Annotated in this window: 16 protein-coding genes; 10 read left to right on the plus strand and 6 right to left on the minus strand. The window is 47.9% G+C overall.

The genetic code is table 11. The features are described 5' to 3' along the window. Positions 1–125: 125 nt before the first annotated feature. Positions 126–1,064 (minus strand): transcriptional regulator MelR, encoded by a 939-nt coding sequence (gene melR / locus OGY33_RS15980; protein WP_286571898.1) that lies wholly within the window; start codon positions 1,062–1,064, stop codon positions 126–128. A gap of 309 nt (positions 1,065–1,373) precedes the next feature. On the opposite strand from melR, the gene OGY33_RS15985 reads away from it, so the two are divergent. Together OGY33_RS15985 and OGY33_RS15990 are read left to right on the plus strand one after the other, a co-directional pair. Beyond that, a complete protein-coding gene (locus OGY33_RS15985; protein ID WP_191238207.1) occupies positions 1,374–1,874 on the plus strand; it encodes an anti-virulence regulator CigR family protein in 501 nt (166 codons plus the stop codon). Between the two features lie 220 nt (positions 1,875–2,094). Continuing rightward, entirely contained in the window at positions 2,095–3,507 is a 1,413-nt protein-coding gene (locus OGY33_RS15990; RefSeq protein WP_191238208.1) for a tetratricopeptide repeat protein, read from the plus strand. Between the two features lie 56 nt (positions 3,508–3,563). Here OGY33_RS15990 and OGY33_RS15995 read toward each other — a convergent pair whose 3' ends face one another. Beyond that, positions 3,564–5,312 carry a sigma-54 interaction domain-containing protein gene (locus OGY33_RS15995; RefSeq protein ID WP_048236604.1) on the minus strand — a complete coding sequence of 583 codons (1,749 nt, stop codon included), beginning with the start codon at positions 5,310–5,312 and terminating at the stop codon, positions 3,564–3,566. Between the two features lie 381 nt (positions 5,313–5,693). Between OGY33_RS15995 and dpaL the strand changes: the two genes are divergently transcribed. The 4 genes from dpaL to OGY33_RS16015 all read left to right on the plus strand — a co-directional run bounded on the left by dpaL (position 5,694) and on the right by OGY33_RS16015 (position 11,150). Then, positions 5,694–6,908 (plus strand): diaminopropionate ammonia-lyase, encoded by a 1,215-nt coding sequence (gene dpaL / locus OGY33_RS16000; protein ID WP_048225852.1) that lies wholly within the window; start codon positions 5,694–5,696, stop codon positions 6,906–6,908. A gap of 32 nt (positions 6,909–6,940) precedes the next feature. After that, on the plus strand, positions 6,941–8,125 hold the full coding sequence (locus OGY33_RS16005) for a YgeY family selenium metabolism-linked hydrolase (protein ID WP_048215727.1): 1,185 nt from the start codon (positions 6,941–6,943) through the stop codon (positions 8,123–8,125). Positions 8,126–8,192: 67 nt separating this feature from the next. After that, complete coding sequence (locus OGY33_RS16010) at positions 8,193–9,785, plus strand: N-acyl-D-amino-acid deacylase family protein (protein ID WP_008785573.1); 1,593 nt, start codon at positions 8,193–8,195, stop codon at positions 9,783–9,785. A 78-nt stretch (positions 9,786–9,863) separates the two neighbouring features. Then, entirely contained in the window at positions 9,864–11,150 is a 1,287-nt protein-coding gene (locus OGY33_RS16015) for an MFS transporter (RefSeq protein ID WP_003826074.1), read from the plus strand. A gap of 88 nt (positions 11,151–11,238) precedes the next feature. Here the strand turns inward: OGY33_RS16015 and OGY33_RS16020 are convergent, their stop codons facing one another. Beyond that, a complete protein-coding gene (locus tag OGY33_RS16020; RefSeq protein WP_153686741.1) occupies positions 11,239–12,411 on the minus strand; it encodes a hypothetical protein in 1,173 nt (390 codons plus the stop codon). A gap of 841 nt (positions 12,412–13,252) precedes the next feature. Between OGY33_RS16020 and evgA the strand changes: the two genes are divergently transcribed. After that, complete coding sequence (gene evgA / locus OGY33_RS16025; RefSeq protein ID WP_008785570.1) at positions 13,253–13,867, plus strand: acid-sensing system DNA-binding response regulator EvgA; 615 nt, start codon at positions 13,253–13,255, stop codon at positions 13,865–13,867. Between the two features lie 4 nt (positions 13,868–13,871). After that, positions 13,872–17,114, plus strand: a complete 3,243-nt coding sequence (locus tag OGY33_RS16030) for an ATP-binding protein (RefSeq protein ID WP_191238209.1) — start codon at positions 13,872–13,874, stop codon at positions 17,112–17,114. A gap of 74 nt (positions 17,115–17,188) precedes the next feature. Here the strand turns inward: OGY33_RS16030 and OGY33_RS16035 are convergent, their stop codons facing one another. Continuing rightward, entirely contained in the window at positions 17,189–17,821 is a 633-nt protein-coding gene (locus tag OGY33_RS16035) for a YfdX family protein (protein WP_003826081.1), read from the minus strand. A gap of 281 nt (positions 17,822–18,102) precedes the next feature. On the opposite strand from OGY33_RS16035, the gene OGY33_RS16040 reads away from it, so the two are divergent. Beyond that, positions 18,103–18,699, plus strand: a complete 597-nt coding sequence (locus tag OGY33_RS16040) for a DUF308 domain-containing protein (protein WP_003826082.1) — start codon at positions 18,103–18,105, stop codon at positions 18,697–18,699. Continuing rightward, positions 18,699–19,046, plus strand: a complete 348-nt coding sequence (locus tag OGY33_RS16045) for an HdeA/HdeB family chaperone (protein ID WP_020996283.1) — start codon at positions 18,699–18,701, stop codon at positions 19,044–19,046. The genes OGY33_RS16040 and OGY33_RS16045 overlap by 1 nt, the downstream gene beginning before the upstream one ends. A gap of 208 nt (positions 19,047–19,254) precedes the next feature. Here the strand turns inward: OGY33_RS16045 and OGY33_RS16050 are convergent, their stop codons facing one another. Both OGY33_RS16050 and OGY33_RS16055 read right to left on the minus strand, forming a co-directional pair. Further along, a complete protein-coding gene (locus tag OGY33_RS16050) occupies positions 19,255–22,371 on the minus strand; it encodes an efflux RND transporter permease subunit (protein WP_191238210.1) in 3,117 nt (1,038 codons plus the stop codon). 28 nt (positions 22,372–22,399) lie between these two features. Further along, the gene (locus OGY33_RS16055) at positions 22,400–23,554 is read right to left on the minus strand and encodes an efflux RND transporter periplasmic adaptor subunit (RefSeq protein WP_048215732.1); all 1,155 of its coding nucleotides are present in this window, start codon (positions 23,552–23,554) and stop codon (positions 22,400–22,402) included. Between the last annotated feature and the right edge of the window lie 267 nt (positions 23,555–23,821).

A 23,821-nucleotide genomic window follows, 5' to 3' on the forward strand; every position in this document is an offset into this window, starting at 1 on the left:
GTAACATAGTTGCCAGAGTTCATGGCTGAACCCTATTTTATTAACTGTTGCAGATTATCTTTTTTGACCTGCTATTCTGGTACTTATATTTTAGTAGTAAGGTAAGAGAACGTTTGTTGAATAAATTACCCCTCGGCATAAGGTGAATGATGTCGGCATTGTTGACTCAATTTTCGATACTGCTGTGGCGGCATGCCGACGTATTTATGGAACGAGCTGTAAAATCGACTGCTGGAGCGAAAACCTGCAATTGTAGCGATATCCAGAATTGTTTTATCCGTATCACTGAGTAAAGCCCGCACATGGTTGATGCGCATCGCGGTAATATACTGTTTCATCGTCAGTTGCATCACCCGATGAAAAATACCCATCGCATAATTGGGATTGAGCTTAACGTGTTCGGCAATAGCATCAACCGTAAGCTGTTTGTCGCAGTTGGCGGCAATAAACTCCAGCATCTGGCTGACGTAAAACTGTGAATGCCGTGAAATACTGTTTTTCTGGGTGCGCGACGTTTTGTTACCCAGTACCGGCCGCCAGCCAGCGAGGCTAAAGCGCTTGAGCATCAGCGCGATTTCATCAATGGCTAACTGGCGAATTTGTTCGTTATCGCTATTGAGTTCATTCTGCCAACGCCGTACTTCAAACGCGCTCAGCTGCTGTGAAGCCAACGAAGTAATCACCATCCCGTGGGTTACGTGATTAATCAGCTCCCTGTCCAGCGGCCAGGATAAAAACAGATGCATCGGTAAGTTGAAGATGGCCATCTGTTTACAGTGTCCGGCATCCGTGAGTTGATGGGGAGTACAGGCCCAGAACAAGGTGATAAAACCCTGTTTGCTCTTCACCACTTCGTCATTAAAAAGATACTCCACATCACCATCAAATGGCACGTTCACCTCAACCTGGCCATGCCAGTGGCTGTAGGTCATAGCCAGCGGCGCCCGCAGTTCGACATCCATACGCTGATACTCGGAATAGAGCGCCAGCGGACTTCGCGACTTTTTCTCATAGCTGCGACACATATGGGGGTCGAGCGGCAGCTGCGGGGTACTTTTTGCCATTATGGTTGGGTTCCTGGATAGTGATTCCGGCCATGGGGTAACGCCAAAGCATGAACATAGCTTAACCGAAAAAAAACGTCGTTTTCTCTCCATTTTCGCGAAGTTATTCCCAAAAACTCAGATCCTGTGCCTGTCGCTTGCCGATCTGAGATAGCGGGAATGGCGAGCTGTAATCTCAAAAACGCTCAATCTGGGGAGTCCATGGCAAAACAACATCGTTTATTTGCCCATAAATCGGAGTTGAAGCGATAGCCAGTATTCAGCAAATACCGTACATTTTTATTTGTATCCACAGCTTAAGGAATCATCATGTCCAGGCTTCGAACTTTGGCCGCGGCGGTAGTTGCCGTTGCTGTGATGACGATGTGTGCCACTCCTGTGTTGGCTAACCCCGGTAATGGCAACGGAAATGGTAACAGTGGCAATCATGGTAATAGCGGGAACAAGGGGAATAGTGGTCATAGCCAGAAAGGACACGCGGACCAAAAAAATAACGCACAATCAGAACAGCGTAAAAATTATGGTAAGCCGGACCATGTTGATAGTGACATCAGCTATAACGTGGCCAGGCAGTATGCCGTCAGATACGGTCTAACGGGCTATAAGTCACTGCCTCCAGGTATTGCCAAAAATCTGGCGCGAGGAAAACCGCTTCCTCCGGGGATCGCCAGGAAGAGCGTTCCGCCATCAATGTTGAATCAACTTCCGTATTACCCGGGCTATGAATGGCAGGTTATTGGCGATAATCTGGTGCTGATTGCACTGAGCACGGCGATTGTCACCGCTGTTATTAATGGTGTGTTTGATTAAGTTTCAACGCCATGTCCAGACGAAAGGCCATGTTATTAACATGGCCTTTTTGTTGTGCATTATTCACTAAGGATCACCTGCATAGTCAAAGAATTATATTTTGCAAATTTCCCAGTTAATATCTGATAGTTCCGACACGGATCACAATCGCAGTTAAATAAGTTGGCTTGCCGTTGGAGCATCTCCATTATGTGCCTTTTCTTAACAAGGATTACGTTTTATGAACATTCGGCCTCTCCTCGCCTTCACTTTCATCGGAATATTGTGGGGTGCGGGATCTTCACAGGGACAAGCAAAAGAGTGGAATAAAGAACCTGTGGCTGTTTTACAGCAGGGTGCTGAGGCGGGAGATGCGCAGGCGCAATTTGTGCTTGCAACCGTGTACTTAAAAGGTAAAGAGGTAGAGCAGAATTTCAGTAAAGGCAGCGAGTGGCTGACCAAATCGGCTGAGCAGGGTAATGCGAGTGCTCAGCATCTGCTTGCACTGATGTACTATGAGGGCAAAGGCGGCCTGAAAGATGACAAGAAAGCGGCCGAATGGTTTAGCAAAGCGGCGGCTCAGGGGAATGTCGATGCCCAATACTATCTCGGTGTGCTGTATTTCGAAGGTAAGGGCGTGCAGCAGAATGACAAGAACGCTGTTGAATGGCTGACCCGTGCGGCTGAGCAGGGCAATCTCGATGCGCGTTATTTGCTCGCCTTAGTCTACTTTGATGGTGAGGGCGCGCGCTGGTATGACGGTAAGGTCATTGAGTGGTTTGACAACGAAGTCGGAAAAGGCAATAAGCAGGCCGTAGAGTGGTTAAGCATTGCTGCCGAGCGCGGAAACTATCATGCCATTGAGTGGCTCCATCGTGCGGTTGAGAAGGGCAATCCTGACGCAAAGCGTTTCCTTGAAAGTAAGGCGTCGCTATTAGAGGGCTACAACACCGTTAAGTCATTGAGTAAAGCGGCTGAACGAGGGGATGCCAAAGCGCAGGGATTACTGGGCAGAAAGTACTTTGAAGGTGATGGTGTCGGTCTGGATACTGACAAAGCTTTCGCGCTGTTTAAACAGTCCGCCAGCAAAGGGGACGCGCTGGGCCAGAGCATGCTCGGCGCGATGTATTACCTTGGCGAGGGGGTTGGTGTGGCTCAGGACCACAAAAAAGCGTTTGAGCTGTTTAATCAGGCTGCTCTTCAAGGGGATATGCTGGCCGAGGGCATGCTTGGCATGATGTACGCAAAAGGAGAGGGAACGGCCCAGGACAGTAAAAAAGCGGTGGAGTGGCTGGAGAAAGCCGCGGCCCAGGGAGATGCAGGCTCGCAGAAAGATCTTGGCTTGATGTATTTAGAAGGTAATGGCGTCGCTCAGGATGATAAAAAAGCCGCTGAGTGGTTTGAACAGGCCGCAAGAAAGGGAAATGCGGAAGCTCAGGGGATGCTGGGAACCATGTACCTTGAAGGCAAAGGGGTAACTCAGGATTATGCTCAGGCGTATATCTGGAGTGCGGTGGCCTTCGCTAATGGGAATTCTGATGCGCAAAATGGACTGGATATCGCGCAGAAGAACCTGAATCCGACAGACCTGAAAGAAGCTGACGACAAGGCCAGACGCTATTTCGAGCAGCATCGAAATCAATCGGCCCTGTAACGCATTCGGTTGCACAGTATGGTTTTACGTGAGCCTCTTCGCTAAGAGGGGGGGGCTCACAAACCGTACAGTTTTATTTTTCTATAGAGCGTGGCAATGCTGATCCCCAGTTCTGTCGCGGCTTGTTTTTTCCCCTCAACGCTTGAGCCGAACCGCTGGATGACGTTTTCGATAGCTTCTCTTTCCGCCTGTTTTCCTTTGCTGGCAAGCTGACAGGGTTGCGCGGTCATCGTCGTTTTCCTACCGTCAGCGGCGGTGAGCAGGTAAGGGGGAAGATGGCTGGCGTTGATCCCGGCGGCTTCTCCGCGCATCACAAAAATGTATTCGATCACGTTGCGTAATTCACGAATGTTGCCCGGCCAGTGCCAGGCATAAAGGCGGTTAATAACGTCATCAGGCAGTTTTTGCGGTGGTCGCTGGTAACTGACCGAGAACTCATCGGCAAAATACTGTGCGAGGACCGCAATATCAGCCCGGCGTTCACGCAGGGAAGGAAGTACCAGAGGGACCACGTTCAGGCGATAGAAAAGATCTTCGCGAAACTGATTATTCTCCACCATCGCATTAATGTTTTTGTTGGTCGCGGCAATAATGCGCACATCAATATTGATGGTGTTATTAGAGCCAACGCGGGTGATCGCCTTTTCCTGTAATACCCTGAGCAGCTTGGCCTGCAGGTGCAACGGCATATCGCCAATTTCATCCAGAAACAGGCTGCCGCCGTTGGCCAGTTCAAATTTTCCCATTCGTCCTTTGGGATCGGCCCCGCTGAATGCGCCACGAACATAACCAAACAGTTCGCTTTCCAGCAGTTGTTCGGGGATAGCCGCGCAGTTGATTGTCACGAAAGGCGCGGCTTTACGTGGACTGCTTTGGTGAATGGCAAAAGCCACGACCTCTTTCCCCGAGCCGCTTTCCCCGGTGATGAGCACGCTGGCGTAACTGTTGGCGATTTTACCGATGGTGCTTCTGAGTTGCTCCATTGAGGGAGAGTGACCAATCAGTCGCACCTGCATATCGGACTCATAAGGGGATGGAGTAAGGTTACTCAGGTAGTCGTGTGCATCACGAAAGATAACCATGGTTAAGCGATCGTTATCCTGCGAGGAGAGCGAAATTTGTTTGCACAGTACATGATGTTTCTGACCTTCAAGCGTCAGCCACGCTTCTTCATCGCCGTACAGGCTGTCTCCGGTTGTTTCAATGGTCAGTGGTAATCCCTGAACCTCACGGTTGAGGATGCGATCGGCTGAATGATTGGCATGCCAGATAAGACCCTTGCCATCAATCGCCACCACGCCGCGGTCCATAGCATCGATCAGAAGCCGAAATGCGCCAAGCGTTTCCTGCGCGCGTAAACGCTCCAGGCATTCAAAGACCTTACTGGAGATCATTACGGCGATTTGCTCAATAAAGGTGACAAATTTATCAATCTGGCTCAGTAACGTGTCACGCTGTGCCTGGGTTGAGCAAATAATCCCGATCACGCCAATCACGCGATTATTGAGAAAAATTGGTGCGTTCAAATCCAGCATTTCAGAACAGTAGTGGTGTTTTTCACATAACTGACACAACGGATGCTCGCCGGGATTTTTGATCAGTACCGTTTCTCGCACCTGCAATACGTGACGATAGATGTAGCCATTTTTGGCCACGTTCTCATTGAGCATATGCCGGTATTTCCCGGTACCCGCGATGCGCATTAAAGATTCATCAATGATTTCAACGTCCGTGCCCGTTATGCCAGAAATAGCATCGGCATAATTACATATATCATCCTGAATATTGCTGAGTACTGAAATCATGGTACTTCTCCGGCAGTGTGTCGCATTTCTCAAGGAAAATGATAAATAGGCGAAGCAATGCAAAAATGATTTGCGAAAAATCAATCTATCACGCTGTTTTTGGATGTTTTTCTTATTTTATCTTCAGCGATCACACTATTTATCAATAATGAGAATTTATCAAAATGAGACGATAAACTGACGCAGTGATATTTTTTGGTGTCAATTTTTATTTCTATTTAATTTATTGAAATTAAAGCCTTTATTAAAATATTCATAAGAATTTACTCGGTTAATAAAAAGCTGGTAAGCATTTTGCTCTATTGCCAATACCGATAACGGAAATATCTCTGTATTGCACCGATTACAGGGAATGAAATACCAGGACAATGAGGTTTTATGATGCAGGAAAACTTATCATTTTTTATTAACCAGACACCGTTTACCGAACATCCGAACGCGCCGTTGGCACCGTTTAGCCGCCAGGAACTGGTAAAAGCGTTGAATTTTCATCGGTCTATTCCGGGTTACGCGCCGACGCCGCTGTATACGCTACCGGCACTTTCACAAAAACTGGGCGTAAAAAATATCTACCTCAAAGATGAATCTCAGCGTTTTGGCCTGAAAGCCTTTAAAGCGCTGGGTGGCTCCTATGCGATGGCGTGCCATATCGCTGAATTAGTTGGTAAGGATATCAGCGAACTGCCCTTTGACGTGATGACCAGCGAAGAGGTACGCCACGATCTGCAAACCGTCACGTTTGCCACTACTACTGATGGCAACCACGGTCGCGGCGTGGCATGGATGGCGCGCCAACTGAAGCAAAACGCCGTGGTTTATATGCCGAAGGGTTCTTCGCAGCAACGTCTGGCCTCTATCCGTAACGAAGGCGCTACCGCTGAGATTGTCGATATGAACTACGACGATGCGGTTCGTATGACCGCAGAGCAGGCCGAAAAGTATGGCTGGATAGTGGTGCAGGATACCGCGTGGGAAGGATACGAAAAGATCCCGCAGTGGATTATGCAGGGCTACGGCACGCTGATGCTGGAGGCGATAGATCAGCTGCATCAGGTTGCGCCGACGCACATTTTTGTGCAGGCAGGCGTCGGCTCGTTTGCCGGAATGGTGCAGGGAATGGTGACGGCAGCCTGGGGGGAGAATCGCCCGAAAGTGATCGTCGCCGAAGCGTTAATTGCCGATTGCCTCTACCGCTCAGCCCGTTCAAAAGAGGGGGATGCCATTGCGGTGGGCGGTGATTTACAAACCGTGATGGCCGGTCTTGCCTGCGGTGAAGCGAACAGTATCGGCTGGAAACTGCTGCGCGATTATGCCAACGCATTTGCCTCCTGTCCTGATGAAGTTGCAGCGTTGGGCATGCGCATGTTGGGCAACCCGCTGGCAGGCGATCCACAGATTATTTCGGGTGAGTCAGGTGCGGTTACTACCGGTCTGCTGGCGCTGCTGATGACCTCGCCTGAACTGGCGCAAACGCGTGAGCAACTGGGGTTGGATGCGCACTCTCGTGTGCTGTTAGTCAGCACCGAAGGGGATACCGACCCACAACAATATCTGGATATTGTCTGGGGCGGTCAGTACCCGGGCATCAACAAATAATTCCCTGATTGAGAGATATAACGGAGAAACCCATGTTATCTGCAAACCGCATTGAAGAAGTCATTAAAAACTGTCAGGCGCTGATCCAACAAAAAAGTTATTCCGGTCAGGAAGGGGAAGTGGTTAATGCCATAAAAACAATGATGCAGCATTACCAATTCGATGACATCCACGTTGATAAGTACGGCAACATTGTTGGCGGCATTGTCGGCACCCAGCCGGGGAAAACGCTGGTTCTCGATGGACATATCGATACCGTGCCGGTGAACGAAGAGAAGTGGTCCCGCAATCCATACGGCGGCGATATTGAAGATGGCAAAATTTATGGTCGCGGCACAACAGACATGAAAGGCGCCGTGGCGGCGATGATCTCCGCCGTGGGCTTTTTCGGTCAGGACAATCAGCGAAATTTTGCCGGGAAAATCTACGTTGCGTGCATTGTGCACGAAGAGTGTTTTGAAGGTATTGCTGCCCGCCTGGTCAGCGAGCGCTATAAGCCAGACTACGTAATCATCGGTGAAGCTTCCGAGTTAAACCTGAAAATTGGTCAGCGTGGTCGCGCTGAGATTGTGGTCGAAACCTTTGGTAAGCCCGCGCACTCCGCTAACCCACAGGCGGGGATTAACGCGGTGTACAAAATGGCGCAATTGATCGACAAAATTCGTACGATCACGCCGCCAACGCATCCGGTTCTGGGGCCTGGCATTCTGGAACTGACCGACATTAAATCTTCGCCGTACCCGGGAGCCTCGGTGGTACCGGATTACTGTCGCGCAACCTACGATCGCCGTTTGCTGGTGGGTGAAACCAAAGAAAGCGTGATTGCTCCGCTGGAAAATGCGCTTGCCGAACTTATTGCTCAGGATCCGCAGTTTAAGGCCCGAGTGTCCTACGCGGTGGGTCAGGAGTCTTGCTATACCGGCGCCACGATTGAGGGAGAGCGTTTCTTCCCTGGCTGGGTGTACGACGAGTCAGACGAATTCGTGCAGGCAGCGTTGGCGGGCGTTCGCGAGGCTGGCTTTAATCCAACCATTACGCAGTACTCATTTTGTACCAACGGTAGCCACTATGCGGGCGAAGCGGGAATCAAAACCATCGGCTTCGGTCCTTCACGAGAAAACCTGGCACACACCATTGACGAGTATATCGAGATCGATCAGTTAACCGGCTCGGCCAGCGGCTATTACAGCATCATCCAGACACTCTATCGCCAATAAAAATAAAGATAACCACCTCTTACCTTACAGGCGGTGTCGCTCAGCAGCACCGCCATGGAGAATAACGATGAAAACCATTTTCAAAAACGGAAATGTAATCGATGGGACGGGCAGTGAAGGCAGAATTGCCGATGTGATGGTTGATGAAGGACGTATTGTCGAAATCGGTCAAATTGAGGTTGGCATCAATGAACAGGTAATTGATGCAACAGGAAAAATTATTTGCCCTGGCTTTATTGATACCCATACGCACTCTGACCTGTCGGCCATTATTAACCCCGCGCTGTCGGCAAAAATTCGTCAGGGTATCACCACCGAACTGTTGGGCCAGGATGGCGTCGCCTTAGCACCGCTACCTGAAGAATATATTCCAGCCTGGCGTAAAAATATCGCCGGACTGGACGGTGACACCGACAAAATTGACTGGAAGTATAAAAATACAGACGGTTATCTCAATCTGCTGGCATCACGTCATCCGGCGACAAACCTCGCGTATTTAGTTCCTCATGGCAACGTGCGCATGGAAGCGATGGGTCTGGATGGGCGTCCTTCGACCCGTGAAGATGTGGCGAAGATGTGTGAAGTCCTTGAGCGAGAGCTAAAGGCTGGGGCATTTGGACTTTCCACAGGACTTATCTATATGCCTTGCGCCTTTGGTGATACTGCCGAAATGATTGAACTGTGTAAGGTCACGGCGAAATATGACGGGATCTTTGTGGTGCATCAGCGCAGTGAAGCTGACGATATTATCAACTCAACCCAGGAACTGATTGATATCGCCAAAGCCACTGGCGTCTGGCTACATATTTCGCATATGAAGGTTTGCGGCAAGAAAAACTGGGGGCTGATCGACCAGATGCTGGGCATGCTGGAACAGGCGCAGGAAGAGGGAATTCGTATCTCTTTCGACCAGTATCCGTATGTGGCGGGCAGTACGATGCTTGGCGTGATCCTGCCGCCCTGGGTTCACTCCGGTGGTACGGACAAATTACTTGAGCGTCTCGCCTCGCCCGAACTGCGCGCCAAAATGATTGATGATATTCAGCAGGGTATTCCTGGCTGGGATAACTTTATCGATTTTGCCGGCTTGGACCAGATTTTTGTCACCAGCGTGAAAACGGCAAAAAATCAGGATGCTGTCGGTTTGAACCTCGTCCAGTTGGGCGAGCTGCGCGGAAAAGATCCGTACAACGCCACCTTCGATCTGCTCTTTGAAGAGGAAAACGCCGTGGGGATGGTCGACTTCTACGGTACCGAAGAGCACGTGATTAAGTTTCTCTGTCGACCTGAGCAAAACGTCTGTACCGACGGCTTAATGGGGGCTGGCAAACCGCACCCGCGCGTGTTTGGCGCATTCCCTCGCGTACTCGGTAAATATGTCCGTGAAGAGGGATGTCTGAGCTGGGAAGCGGCAATCCGCAAGATGACGGGGAAACCTGCTGAAGTATTGGGTTTGCAGGATCGCGGACTGCTGAAGGTGGGTTATGCAGCGGATATTGTGATGTTCGATCCGAACACAATTACGGATAAAGGCACTTTTGTGGAACCCAATCAGTACCCGGAAGGGATTGAAATTGTCATGGTTAATGGGCGCATTGCCTTAATCAATGGCACGGAAAGTTATGCCTGTAGCGGTACGGTTATTAGAAAACAATATTAATAAATAACGCTAAACACGCATGGATCTATCGCGACTATTTATGGCCGCGGTAGATCACTACACCCTAAGGACATCACAATGAACCTACAAACGTCTTTACCTTCAGGTAAACCCAAGACCTGGAAAGCAAGATATACCGTCCTGACCCTGATCTGGCTGGCGTGGCTGCTCTCTTTTCTCGACAGAATGGTGATGAGCGTTTCGCTCCCTTATATTGGCAAAGATTTAAATCTTGATACGACTCAACAAGGTTTAATTATTAGCGCCTTTTTTATTGGTTATGCTGCGTTTCAAATTCCCGGTGGATTACTGGCGGATAAATTTGGCTCGCGCAAAATCATGGCCATTGGTATTGCATGGTGGTCTGTGTTCACCAGCTTAACCGGCGCTGTGCTGACGCTGCCGCTGATGTTAGCAGTACGATTCTTCTTTGGTATCGGTGAGGGGTGTTTCCCGTCGGCCTCATGGAAGATGATATCAACCTATTTCCCGTCGAAAGAGCGTGGTCGCGCCACGGCGATTCAGTCAACGGTTAACACCTTAGGCCCAGCGCTGGCGGTAGTTGTGGCGGCAAGTATCATCGGGGCATTTGGCTGGCACATGGTTTTTATCGTGCTGGGTATTCCCGGTCTGTTTATCGCGGCAGGTATCTACTTATTTACACGTGACAACCCGAAAGATCACCCTGCCATTACGCAGCAAGACCTGGCTGAGCTGGCTGCTGACGATCAGGGGAGCCTGCAAAACACCAGTGCTATCGCGTTTAAAGACGTACTTAAAATGCCGGTGCTCTGGCAAATGGCCAGCATCTGGTTTTTGTTTGATATCACCTTCTGGGGTTTTTCAACCTGGCTACCAAGCTATCTGATTACCGTACGAGAGTTTTCTCTGGCAAAGACCGGTGTCATGGCAGCCATTCCCTTCCTGTTCGGGGCAGGCGGAACATTATTAGGCGGTTATTGCTCAGACAAATTCAAACCCCAGCGTAAAACGCTGTATGTTGTAACCTCTGTTATTGCCGCGGGATTCCTGTATCTGACTTTCAGCGTGAGCAGTGCAGATATGGCGGTGGTTTATCAGTGTGTCTCAGCCCTGTTCATGTTCTTTGCCATGGCGACGTTCTGGGGCATTCTGATGGATACGATCCCGAGCAACATCATGGGGCGGGCATCCGGTATTGTTAACTTTGGCGGCCAGATGGCGGGGGTTGTATCAGCGCCTATCATCGGCTGGCTTATCCAAAGTAGTGGCGGAAGCTATAACAGCGCCTTTATCTTTATGATTGCTGCACTGTTGTGCTCAGCTGTCGTTACGCTGACAGTCAAAAGCTCGCACGCAGTGGGAGCGTTGCCCAGTAAAGCCTGATTAATGTCTCTCTCTTGTGGCTCTGCTGTTCCAGAGCCACATTAAGGATGACGGAAATAAGTGATTAAGAGCCTATCCCATTAGGCTCTTAGTGGAAACTCAGGAATCGGTTTGATAGAAATGCAGAGGATCTTTTAATCGTTTTCTCTAAGGAAAACAGTATAGGATTTTGTAAACTACAAAAATGAGATGTTTTGTTATCTCTTTTATCTATAACAGGAAAGGGGTAAAAAACCTTATTTTTAGGGAAGCATTCTGTATAAATGCTCATATGGTTTAATACTTCGCTGTTCAATGGTTTGGCCTTGTTACATATCTCGTTGGCGAATGCGCTGCATTTGCTGCAATTACAACGACATGCAGAATATTCAGTCGAGGTGAGGGAATCATTATTGCCAATATTAAATCCTAGCTTTCCTCGCCGGATATAAGCATCCATTATTCCACTGGCTTCATATTTTAGCAGTAATCCCTCCCGTTCACTCCGCGTTAAAGATGGCGATAATATATAACTCAGCAACAAGGTGGTTCTTTCATTTATGGATGGATATAGATTTAACTTGTTGATCTGTTTCGTCTTAATGATGAAATAGGACGCGATGACAAAGCCAAGGCATCGAGCGGTACTCATCTGCAGATCCCAGTTGTCTTTTTGTACGGTATATTCGTAAGTTACAGGCATGAGTGAATGTTCGTACGCTAGAAAGTCGGCAATAAACTCCATGGTCCTGATATACGGAAGTTGGTTGCCATTCATCTTGATGTATTGATGCTGGCAACACATCAAATGAACCAATTCATGAAAGAAAACAAAGTTCATAAAAGAGCGGGCGGTGTTAAGAGATACCTCTACTGAATGTATGTCAACGCGATTGGCTATAATGCATAGCGCTGTATCGGCTAAGGCTGTGTGTTTAAATATGGAGGCAAGATCGAGACTGATGTTTAAGTTGTATGTTCCTGCAACAATAATTACCCATGAATAGAATCTGTGATTAATTGCAATATATGCAATATCTTCGTGGATAACTATCTGGATTAATGGTTCATTTTCGTTCACAAAACCCCATACGGTTTTGTTCACTGGGATGAGTGAGTCTTTACCCAGCCAGGCTTCGATCATCAAATCCAGCTCAGTAAATGAATACCATGTAATATCGGTATCAATATTTTCAGGTGAACACCAGGATTGATAAGGCCATGCGTCAGGCATTGTGTCAGGGAATACAACATTGTTTAATGATTCTCGTATTTGATTCATTTTGCTATACGCCATCAATCAATTGCTTTGCTTACTACCAGAAGAGAAGCGTAACTTGCTGTTCTGGTAACCTATTTTTCTCCTTAGAATGTGAAAGTGATGCTTTTAACGTTGGCCGGTTTTTCTTCCCGCCAGGTTGTGCCAGTGTACGATCCCTCTGGATTTACAGTTTCTCCAAAATTCAGGTTAGTAAAATTGTTATCACCCGAAAGTATGAAAAAATGCTCTATCTTATTTTTTTAGCAGCGCATCGATGTAACCTGGAAATTTGAAATGCGCTATTTCTGCTCTATTTAAGCATAAAGACAAGTGTAGGATAATTTCATATAGAAATAAAATTAACAAAAAACTGTCGTAGGCAACGTATTGAAAAATAATATCTGTTTGTAATGTAAAGTTGCTGGCATAGAAATGTGCATGGGAATGTTCAACGTAAGCGGCTATTTGATGGCAGCTTTCCACCATGCCACCCTAACGGAATGATCGTCAGATGAGGGGTGTTTTTCGTATTTTTACGGTTCTAATGCTTACTACCCTATTGATATTAATAGCTTTGTTAAGAATGAACCCTAATAAATGAAAGACCTGTCCTACATGTGTAGGAATTTTCCTTTACGTTGTGTTAATGATTTGATATTTACAAAGGTTCAAGGTTTAATTTTTGTAAATCAAAATGTTATTTTTATGATTTATTCATTCGAATTATGAAAAAATAATAAAATATACGCGTGGCTATGCTAGAATTTTCCTCTTAAAGTCTTGCGTTTATCAAACATAATATTGAAGACTCATCTGCTCTATAGCCATCGCCTCTCTTTATTTATCGGGATTCTTATACGCAATGAACGCGATAATCGTTGACGATCACCCATTGGCTCGCATTGCCATCCGCAACTTACTCGATACCAATGGTATCGCTGTGACCACCGAACTCGACAGTGGAGATCAAGTGGTTCAAACCGTTGAAAAAACCAAACCGGAGCTGTTGATTATCGATGTGGATATTCCGGGTATCAGTGGCATCGAAGTGCTGGAGCAGCTGAGAAAGCGGCACTATGCTGGTGTAATCATTATCATTTCAGCCAAAAATGAATTTTTTTACGGCAAACGTAGCGCCGAATACGGTGCTAACGGATTTGTGAGTAAAAAAGAAGGTATGAATAATATTCTTGCCGCAATCGAAGCAGCAAAAAATGGCTATAGCTATTTTCCCTTTTCCCTTGAGCATTTTACTGGTTCATCCGTCAGCGAGCAGGATAAGCTTGATACGTTGTCGAACCAGGAAATGAGAGTATTGCGTTATATCCTTAATGGCATGGATTACAGCACAATTGCCAGCAAAATGAATATCAGTAATAAAACGGTAAGTACCTATAAAAGCCGGTTGATGGAAAAATTAGATTGTTCATCATTAATGGAAATTTATGATTATGCGCAGAGAAATAAAATAGGATAGAGTAATGCTGGAACGCTTTTTTATTTTTTTGATGGTCATCTTTACCATCGGGTTGTCTACGGGTGTAAGCTCAGCTCGGCAAGTTGAGCTAAAAAGTAACTATAATACCTCAGTGCAAAATATCGGCTTGAACAGGGAAGAAACAAACTGGTTAGCGCATAAAAAAACCTTGGTTGTTGGCACCTGGTTACCGGAAGTCTCCCCCATTGTTTATCAAAATAGCGGTGAATATTATCGAGGCGTCAACGCGGATTACCTTGCGTTAATGCAAAAGAACCTCAATCTAAAAATCATTATAAAGCAGTATGATAATGAGCAAGAGGCGCTGGCCGCGCTCGCCAATAACGATGTTGATACGCTGATAACCCAACTGTCCCGACGCCAGGATGTTGGTGGAAATCTGTTGCGCACTTCGGCATTGCTGACCACGTGGCCGACGCTTGTAACATCGCTAAAAAACACTCTGCTGCCGCTGACCTCGAACCATCAGGTTAGCGTCGCGTGTGTACGGGATTGCCCTTTTCTCGATGTTATCCAGGGGGCTTTTCCTGAGGCTAAAGTCTCATTTTATGACGACGAGTATCAGGCTATGGCGTCGGTAGTGAATGGCGATAACCAATATTATATTGGTAACAATATCACCAGCAGTCATTGTATCTCTCGATACTTCTCACAATCACTGGTTATTACGCACTACTTTGATAAGCAAGAACAATATAATTATTTTGTCGTTAACGAAGATCAGCCTGTATTAAGAAATATTCTTGATGGTTTCATTACGTCAATCAGTAATGAAATTCATATGCAAGTCATGCAGAACTGGCTGAACCGAGGCAACCTTGCCTATCTGAATGCGCCTATTCCTTTCACCGATCAGGAAAAAGCGTGGTTGAAGAAAAAGCATGTTATCCGCATTTTAATCAACCCAGATTACTCGCCCTATACGCTGGTCGATCGCAGTGGTGAGTTACGCGGTATTATTGGTGATTTGCTGAATATTATTCATCTGCAAACGGGGCTCGATTTTGAACCCATTTTAGCTAGCTCTAAAAGTGAGCAGACAAAGCAAATAAGCGGCGAACAGTGGGATATGTATCCCACTATCACGCTAACTCATCAAAACCCGCCCAATTCGGCCTTTAGCGATCCGCTGATGAATGTGGCATTTGTGATGATCACTTCCCGTGAGGAAACCGCCGAATCGCTACTGGAGAAGCCGATACGCATTGCTTTGCCTGCCGGGCATGTGCTGGAAAGTGAGCTTAAGCAACGCTATCCGCAGGCCACCTGGGTGAATGCGGATACTGGCAGTGTTGCGATGGCCATGGTCAAGGAGGGCAGCGTTGATGCGGCAATCGCTACCGAATTGTCGGCAAGATTTATGGTCGATCATTACTACCAGAAAAATATGCACTTTTTTAGGCTTCCAGATATGCCTGGTGCGTCGGTAAGTTTTGCAATCTCTCCCCGCGAGCCGGTGTTGAAGTCTGTTATGGATAAAGCGCTTCAGGCCATACCGCCACGTGAAATTTTGCAGATGACGGAGAGGTGGTCGAAAATTTCCAATACGCAGGTCGATTTCTGGAGTCGATATAGCAAACAATTCTATCAACTGGGGATATTCGCGCTGCTGCTGATAGCAATTAGCCTGATCTGGGGGATCTCACTCTCCCGTGAGGTAAATAAAAGGAAACAATCGCAGCGGCTACTGGAAGAGCAGCTTCATCTCAAAGAAGCATTATCTCAAGAACTGGAAAACGAAAAGAATAAAGCGATTGAAGCAACCAAGGCCAAAAGTCGCTTTCTGGCGAGTATGAGCCATGAGTTACGTACTCCGGTAAGTTCGATTGTTGGCTTTGTGGAATTACTGTCGAGTTCAGAACTCAGCCCGGCACAGCGAAAAGAGGCGATTGCCCTTACCGGGGCGACGGCCCAGTCATTGCTTGGGCTGATCGGTAAGATTCTGGATGTGGATAAGATTGAGTCTGGTAAATACCAGGTAGTTCCTCAATGGACGGATCTCTCGCAACTCATTGAATTGCAGTGCCACTCTTTCGATGCCTTAGCCAGACAGAAAGGCATTACGCTTGCCTGCGTTAGTCAGTTGCCGGCGAACGAGCGGGTATTTGTCGATCAGCAGGCTTTGCGGCAAATTCTCACCAACCTGGTGGGTAATGCGTTGAAGTTTACCGAGCAGGGCAGCATTCATGTGACGGTCCGTTTGATGCCTGAGGGGGAGAATCACGGTACCCTGACTATTGCCATTAGCGACACCGGTTGCGGTATTAGTGAAGAGGAGCAGGCGGGGCTGTTTCAGCGTTACGCTCAGGGACGCTGCGGGCGTCAACAAACCGGTTCTGGACTGGGGTTATTTATCTGCAAAGAACTGGTGACGTTGATGGGTGGGACGCTGGAGTTGATGAGCGTCCCGTTGCAAGGAACCACGTTTACCATAACGCTGCCGGTTGAAACAGCTCGACAGTCGATTGTATCGGATGGCGATGCGCCCGGTACTCTGTTACCGCTTCCGTGTCTGTCTATTTTGATAGCTGACGATAATCCAACCAATCGCCTGCTGCTCAAGCGACAGTTGAATGCCATTGGCTACAGCGTGGATGAAGCGTGTGATGGGGAGGAAGCAGAAGCCAAACTAGCGAAGAAATCGTACGATCTGCTGATAACCGATGTAAATATGCCGAAAAAAGACGGGTTTGATCTCGCGGCTTCGCTACGTCGTCAACAGCCGAATTTACAAATATGGGGACTGACGGCCAGCGCACTTCCACAGTCACGCGATCGATGCCTGCAAAATGGTATGAACTTGTGCCTGTTCAAGCCTGTGTCGATTCAGACACTGACCCATGAATTGAGTAAAATCGAAACCGGTTATTCGTCTCCTTGTACAATCCGGCATTTGAAATTCAATGTGTTGACGGAAAATACCGGCGGCGATCGCGCACTGATGAACGAGATTCTCGAGACATTTCGCGAGGCAACGCTGAATGATATACAAGCGGCTGAGAAAGCCGTTCTGCAAGATGAACCTCAGCTGTTTTTGCGAGCTCTTCACCGGTTGCATGGCTCGGCGCAAATTCTGGGTATCACTGCGCTACAGAACCTGTGCGAACCTTTCGAATCCAGACGACATGACGATCTTCCTCTGGCAGTACGCGAGGAGGCATTGCAGAAGATTATTGCTGTTATGCGGGAAATTGAGATTGAGATAGACAGTCTGATTAGCCATTAATCCCCCTGATCGGGTAGCCGTAGCTGCCCGATCAGGAGAGAAAGTCCTGGTTCAACACTCCGTAGTGCTGAGTACTACTGGCCTGCGCCGATCATCTCGCTATCGACCACAATGCCATCTTCAGCACCTTTTAACACAAGGTTTGCTTCATAGTATTTACCGGAAGTCAGCAGTTTTTGCGCGCTGGCAACGGCTTTACGAGTCTGATTCAGAGGCATCAGGTATTGGGTCTGAAGCACGCTGATACCAGCCAGTTGCAGAGTATCCACTGCACCTTTCCAGTCGCCTTTGGCCATTTTGCCATTCGCTGTTTTGATAGCGGATTCTTTGGCCGGAGTCGCAATATAGTCTTCTGATAGCGCGACCGTAGCGTTAATAACCACGTACTGATCGTCAATCATCTTGGCTTTAGGCGCAGCTTTTACAAATTTCGCCCAATCTTTGCTGTCGCCTGCCAGCAGGGAAGCCGCGTCATCGGTTAATTTTTTAGCGCTGTCAGGCTGTCCATGAAACAGGGCCAGACGAGCAAGCTGAATATCACGCATCGCATTTGCGCCTTGCACTGCGACCTGCATAACATCGGCAGCTTCTTTTTGTACATTTGCGGTAGCAGCTTGCGCCGGAGTGGTTGTGGTAGCAGTAGCAGCCATCACTGGTGCTGAACCCATCATGGTTGCAAGCACACCCGCAAGAATAATCTTTTTCATTACTTTCTCCTGAATAAATTTGGTATATGTCACCAAACGCAATAAGCATATTAAATAATGTTAAAGAGAGGAATCAGAGCCAAGATAGAATAATGACCGTTTAATCCTACAAGTGTCAGATGTCTGACATGTGTAGGAATATACGCATAGCGACATTCTCTTGTTCTTATATACGCTTCCTTAGTGGAAGTCTTATCATTCCACTGTAAGTAACATATGTTGAGTGAGTAATAATTCTTGTGTCAACAGGTTACATTGCGTTTATGTATAACGGAGGATATATGTTTGTTTTTAATCAGCGTAGCCTGAGAGCGTTTAATGAAAAAACACTCGTTCATTATAAAAAGCACGCGACGATTATGGCGGTGTTGATGTTGATTTGTGGCATCTGCTGCTTGATTTATCCGATTGCTGCAGGTGTTTATTTAAGCTATGCAACCGGTTTTATGTTCCTGGTATGTGGTTTCTATTCTATTTATAGCCTGTTTAGCTCAGGTAAAAAGCAATTGAAAGCCAAATTTACCTATGCCTTTTTTGCTATCGCGTGGTTACTGCTGGGTTACTGTTTCCTCGTGAATCCTGTGATAGGCATGAATTCTCTGGCAATGGTATTTTGCTGCCTGTTTATTCTGGGGGGTATTTTTCGTATCGCCTCTGGGGTCAAACTGTTCCGTAGTCCGGGTTATGGATGGAACATTTTTATTGGTATTTTTGACCTGCTTATTGCCGGCGTATGGCTGAATATGGATCCCGACAGATCGTATGTATTTACCTCAATTTTTATTGGTGTCGAGATGATCTTTAGTTCTTTAGCTTTTATCAGTCTGCGTAGAAATGCGACGCTGGTTAAAACTGATAAGCTCGCCGATAAAAATTAATGCTAACTCTGGAGCGCATAGTGAATATTAAAATGATGGTTTCTGCGGCTATTCTTGTGACCTCTGTTATGGCACCAATGACCCGTGCTTTGGCTACTCAGGCAACGGAAGCTGCGCCACAAGATATGACCTGTAAAGAATTTGTTGATATGAGTCAGCAATACAAGACGGCAATTGCCTTTGTGATTGTTAATAAAAATTCTGACTTTAAAGGCGATGATTATGTTCCCCTGCATGAGGTGGAAACGGAAGCTGTACCGAAAATGGTTAAAATGTGTCATCAGCATCCGAATACTAAACTGGGTGAACTGGCTGTAAATCTGAAAGGTTCCGGTCTGCACTATTGATTAACCGTTTTGATAGCCTGGCTTTAGTTAGAATTGACAACCTCTGTTCCTACCCTCAGTCGTTCCTTATAAAAAATCCGCGTAATGCTTACCCTGCTATCCACGAGAAACTCGCTGGATAGCCGTGCCCGCTAATAACTGTAGACCTGACAAACGAAGCCCCATCCCTGGGAATTGAATAATCTAAACCCAGGGAGAGGGCAGGGGATCAGCGTCGAGCTTTAAATCGCGTTAACGTATTTTCAACGAGGACAAAGAACACTGGAACAAAATAGATTGCCAGTACCGTCGCGGCCAGCATCCCTCCGATAACCCCCGTACCGACGGCATTTTGCGCACCAGAGCCCGCGCCGTTGCTTATTGCCAGCGGAATAACCCCCAGGATGAAGGCCAGTGAGGTCATCAGAATTGGACGTAAGCGCATTTGCGCGGCTTCCACCGCAGCTTCAAGCGGCGTTTTCCCTTCTTTCTGCATAATCTCGACGGCAAACTCGACGATCAGAATGGCGTTTTTAGCCGACAGCCCCATGGTGGTGAGCAGGCCGACCTGGAAATAAACATCATTGCTCAGGCCACGCAGATCGGTAGCCAGCAAAGCGCCGACCACCCCGATTGGCACAACCAGCATCACCGAGAACGGGATCGACCAGCTTTCATACAGTGCCGCCAGCGCCAGAAACACGACGATCAGCGAAATGCCGTACAGCATTGGTGCCTGGTTTGTGGATAGCGCCTCCTGATAAGACAGACCGGTCCAGGCATAGCCGACGCCTGCGGGCAGTTTATTAATCAGCGATGCCATAAATTTCATCGCATCACCGCTGCTTTTCCCTTCAACCGGCTGGCCCAGAATTTCCATTGCTGGTTGACCGTTGTAGCGTTCAAGGCGAGGAGAACCGTAGGTCCACTCGGTGGATGAGTAGGCGGAGAGCGGCGTCATGGAACCGGAGGCGTTACGTACGTACCAGTGGTTGATATTGTCCGGCAACATACGGAACGGCGTATCGGCCTGGACATACACTTTTTTTACGCGCCCCTGGTTCAGGAAATCATTGACATAGCGACTACCAAACGCGGTGGAGATGGTCTGATTAATATCCGATAACGCAACGCCCATAGCTTCAGCCTTTTTGGCGTTGACGTGAATGCGGAACATCGGTGTATCTTCCAGACCGTTCGGACGCACCCCGTCGACCTCACCGGAGGACTGGTTGGCCAAAGCCAGAAGCTGGTTGCGCGCCTGCATCATTTTTTCATGCCCAAGATTACCGTTATCCAGCAGCTCCATATCAAACCCTGATGCGGTACCCAATTCCGCGACTGCGGGTAAATTGAACGGATAAACGACGGCATTATTAATGGTGCTTAAAGCCATCATTGCCCGGCGAATGATGGCGGTAACCGAGTTTTCTTCGCCAACACGTTCTGACCACGGTTTCAGGCTGATAAACGCCAGACCGTTATTTTGCCCCTGTCCGCTGAAGCCAAATCCGCCAACGGTAAAAACAGACGCGACATTTTTCTGTTCTTTTGTCAGATAGTAATCCGTTATTTCCCCAAGCACTTTGCTGGTGTTCACCATCGTTGAACCCGAAGGCAATTGTGCCGTGGTCATGAATACCCCCTGATCTTCTTCAGGCAGAAACGAGGTCGGAGTGCGTAAAAACAGCACAATCATGCCCGCGCCAATGACTAAATAGACGACCATATAACGGCCTGTGCGACGTAGCAGTCTACGGGTGCTGTCCGTGTAGTGCTGAGTGCATTTCTCCATGAAGTGATTGAAACGGGTAAACAGAAAATGTGTGTTTTCCTTTTCTCCTTCATGGGATTTCAACAACATAGCGCAAAGTGCAGGCGTCAGGCTCATTGCCACAAATACCGACAGCAGCATGGAGGAAATTAAGGTGATGGAAAACTGACGGAAAATCTCACCCGTTGCCCCGCTCATAAATGCCATTGGCATAAACACGGCGGATAAGACGACGGCAATACCGACCAGTGCTCTCTGGAGCTGACCCATCGCTTTATGCGTCGCCGCTTTTGGTGACAAGTGCTCTTCGGCAATAATACGTTCTACGTTCTCAACCACCACGATGGCATCATCGACTAACAGCCCTATCGCCAGCACCATGCCAAACATCGTGAGCGTGTTAATCGAAAAACCGGCAACGTCGAGTATTGCAAAGGTTCCGAGGATAACCACCGGAACGGCGATAGTGGGGATAAGCGTCGCACGGAAACTTTGCAAAAACAGATACATGACGAGGAATACCAGAATGATTGCCTCGATCAAAGTATGAAAAACACCCTGAATCGAAATCTCGATAAACGGCGTGGTGTCATAGGGATAAACGGTTTTCATACTAGCCGGAAACCAGGCCGATAATCTGTTCAGCTCTTGTTTGACCGCCTGGGACGTTGCCAGGGCATTGGCGCCAGCGGCAAGTTTAATCGCAATCCCGGCGGCGGGTTTGCCGTTGTAACGTGCAACCGTTGCATAATTTTCCGCACCCAGCTCAATGCGCGCGACATCGCGCAGCAGAACCTGAGAACCATCTTGCTGAACTTTAAGGAAGATCTTGCCAAATTCATCGGTTGTTTGCAGACGCGTCTGGACGATTATCGACGCATTTAACTGCTGATCGGCTGACTGAGGCATGCCCCCCAACTGCCCGCCAGATATCTGATTATTCTGCACTTTGAGCTGGGTAATGACGTCCTCGGGAGTGAGGTTATACTTGTCGAGCTTTTGCGGATCCAACCAGATGCGCATGGCGTATTGCGAACCGAATAACTGTACGCTCCCCACCCCGGCAGTGCGGCTTAGCGGATCTTTAATGTTCGAGGCCACATAGTCGGCAATATCATATTGGCTCAGGCTGTTATTATCAGAGATAAAACCGGCGACCATTAAGATATTACTGCTGGATTTATCAACGCTGATCCCTTGCTGTTGTACTTCCTGTGGCAAGGAAGGCATCGCCAGCTGCAGTTTATTCTGTACCTGAACCTGCGCAATATCGGGTGACGTACCCGTTTTGAAGGTCAGGATAATCGAGGCATTACCTGCCGCATCGCTGGTGGATGACATATACATCAGGCCATCAAGACCATTCATATTTTGTTCAATCACCTGGGTGACGGAGTCTTCAACGGTCTTTGCGTCTGCCCCTGGGTAGGCAGCGCTGATGGTAATGGTTGGGGGCGCAATTTGTGGATATTGGGCGACAGGCAGGTTCATTATCGCGATACCGCCCGTAAACATCATGATAATAGCGAGCACCCAGGCGAAAACCGGGCGCTCAATAAAAAAGTTGGCCATGAAGAAAGTGTCCTTAATGCCTGAAATATTACTGTTCAGCTACCGTGTCAGATGTGTTCAGTTTTGAAGGGAGGACCCGGGCTTTGATTCCCGGACGAATTCTTTGTAATCCGGACACAATGACCCGATCGCCAGGACGTAATCCCGCGGTCACTAACCATTGATTACCAACGGCCTTCACTGCGTTTATTTCACGCAGTTGCACTACGTTCTCCTGGTCAAGGATCAGCGCGGTGGCTTTTCCTTGCTCGTTATGCGTAATTCCTTGCTGGGGGACCATCAACACGTTTTGTTGACTGCCTTCGTCCAGCAACGCCGTGACATACATACCGGGTAAAATTTCACCTTCAGGATTGGGAAATACGGCGCGCAGGGTTACCGAACCGGTGGTCTCATCAACAGCGGGATCGGAAAACTCAAGCGTACCGGTATGGCGATAGGGCTTGCCGTTTTCCAGCATCAGCTCAACCGGAATTTTGCCTTGTTGCTGGGCGATTTGGCCGTTGGCTTTCTCTTCTTTCAGGCGTAAGAAGTCCTGTACTGACTGGGTTAAATCAACATAAATCGGATCTAATCTCTGAACGGTGACCAGCGCGTTTTCCTGATTGGCAGTAACCAGGGCACCCACGGTCACGGAAGATTTGCCGCTAATGCCATCAATGGGCGAGGTAACATTGGCGTATCGAAGATTGATGGTGGCTTGTTCAAGATCCGCTTTAGCGACGGCAACATTGGCTTGCGCTTCATTAAGCTGTGAACGCGTCGTGTCATAGTCCTGGCGGCTGACGTAATTAGATTTTATTAATGCTGACTGCCGATTGAGTGTCAGACGAACATTATTGGCGGTAGCCTGTGCCTTTGCCAACGCGCCTTTGGCTGAGTCCAGTCGTGCCTGCAGCGGGGCAGGATCAATTTGATACAGTGATTCTCCTTTGCTGACTTTATCACCTTCAACAAAGTTGCGTTTTATGATGATCCCACCAACCTGAGGGCGGATTTCGGCGATCTCGAACGCAAGCGCGCGACCCGGAAGTTCACTTTTAATATTTACAGAGGAGGGCGCTAAGGTAACAACGCCGACCTCGGGCTCCATGGCGGTTTTTACTGCAGGTTTATTATCGCAGGCGGTGATGATGATGCTGCTAAAGAATAATGGTATCAACAGTAAGCATTTTCTGTTCATAGTAATCCCTGAATAATGTGTAAACACAAATGTTCTTTTATTGCATGCAGGGTGGGGGAGTTGTCGGTAAATAACAAAAGATGGTCAGGCATGAGAAGGGTAAAGCCCATTTCTTCGCTAAAGAATTAGCGGTTAAAAATTATATGTAACAGGAAGAATGCATGTTAAGCGTAGGATCCCATGAAGCAGGATGGCGCAATAAGATAAACGCGGGGTGATGAGAAGGGTTGTTTGCCAACACCTGACTCCGGAATATAGTCACGCCAT

This window comes from Citrobacter sp. Cpo032 (genome assembly GCF_030332975.1).
Classification (GTDB): domain Bacteria; phylum Pseudomonadota; class Gammaproteobacteria; order Enterobacterales; family Enterobacteriaceae; genus Citrobacter; species Citrobacter portucalensis.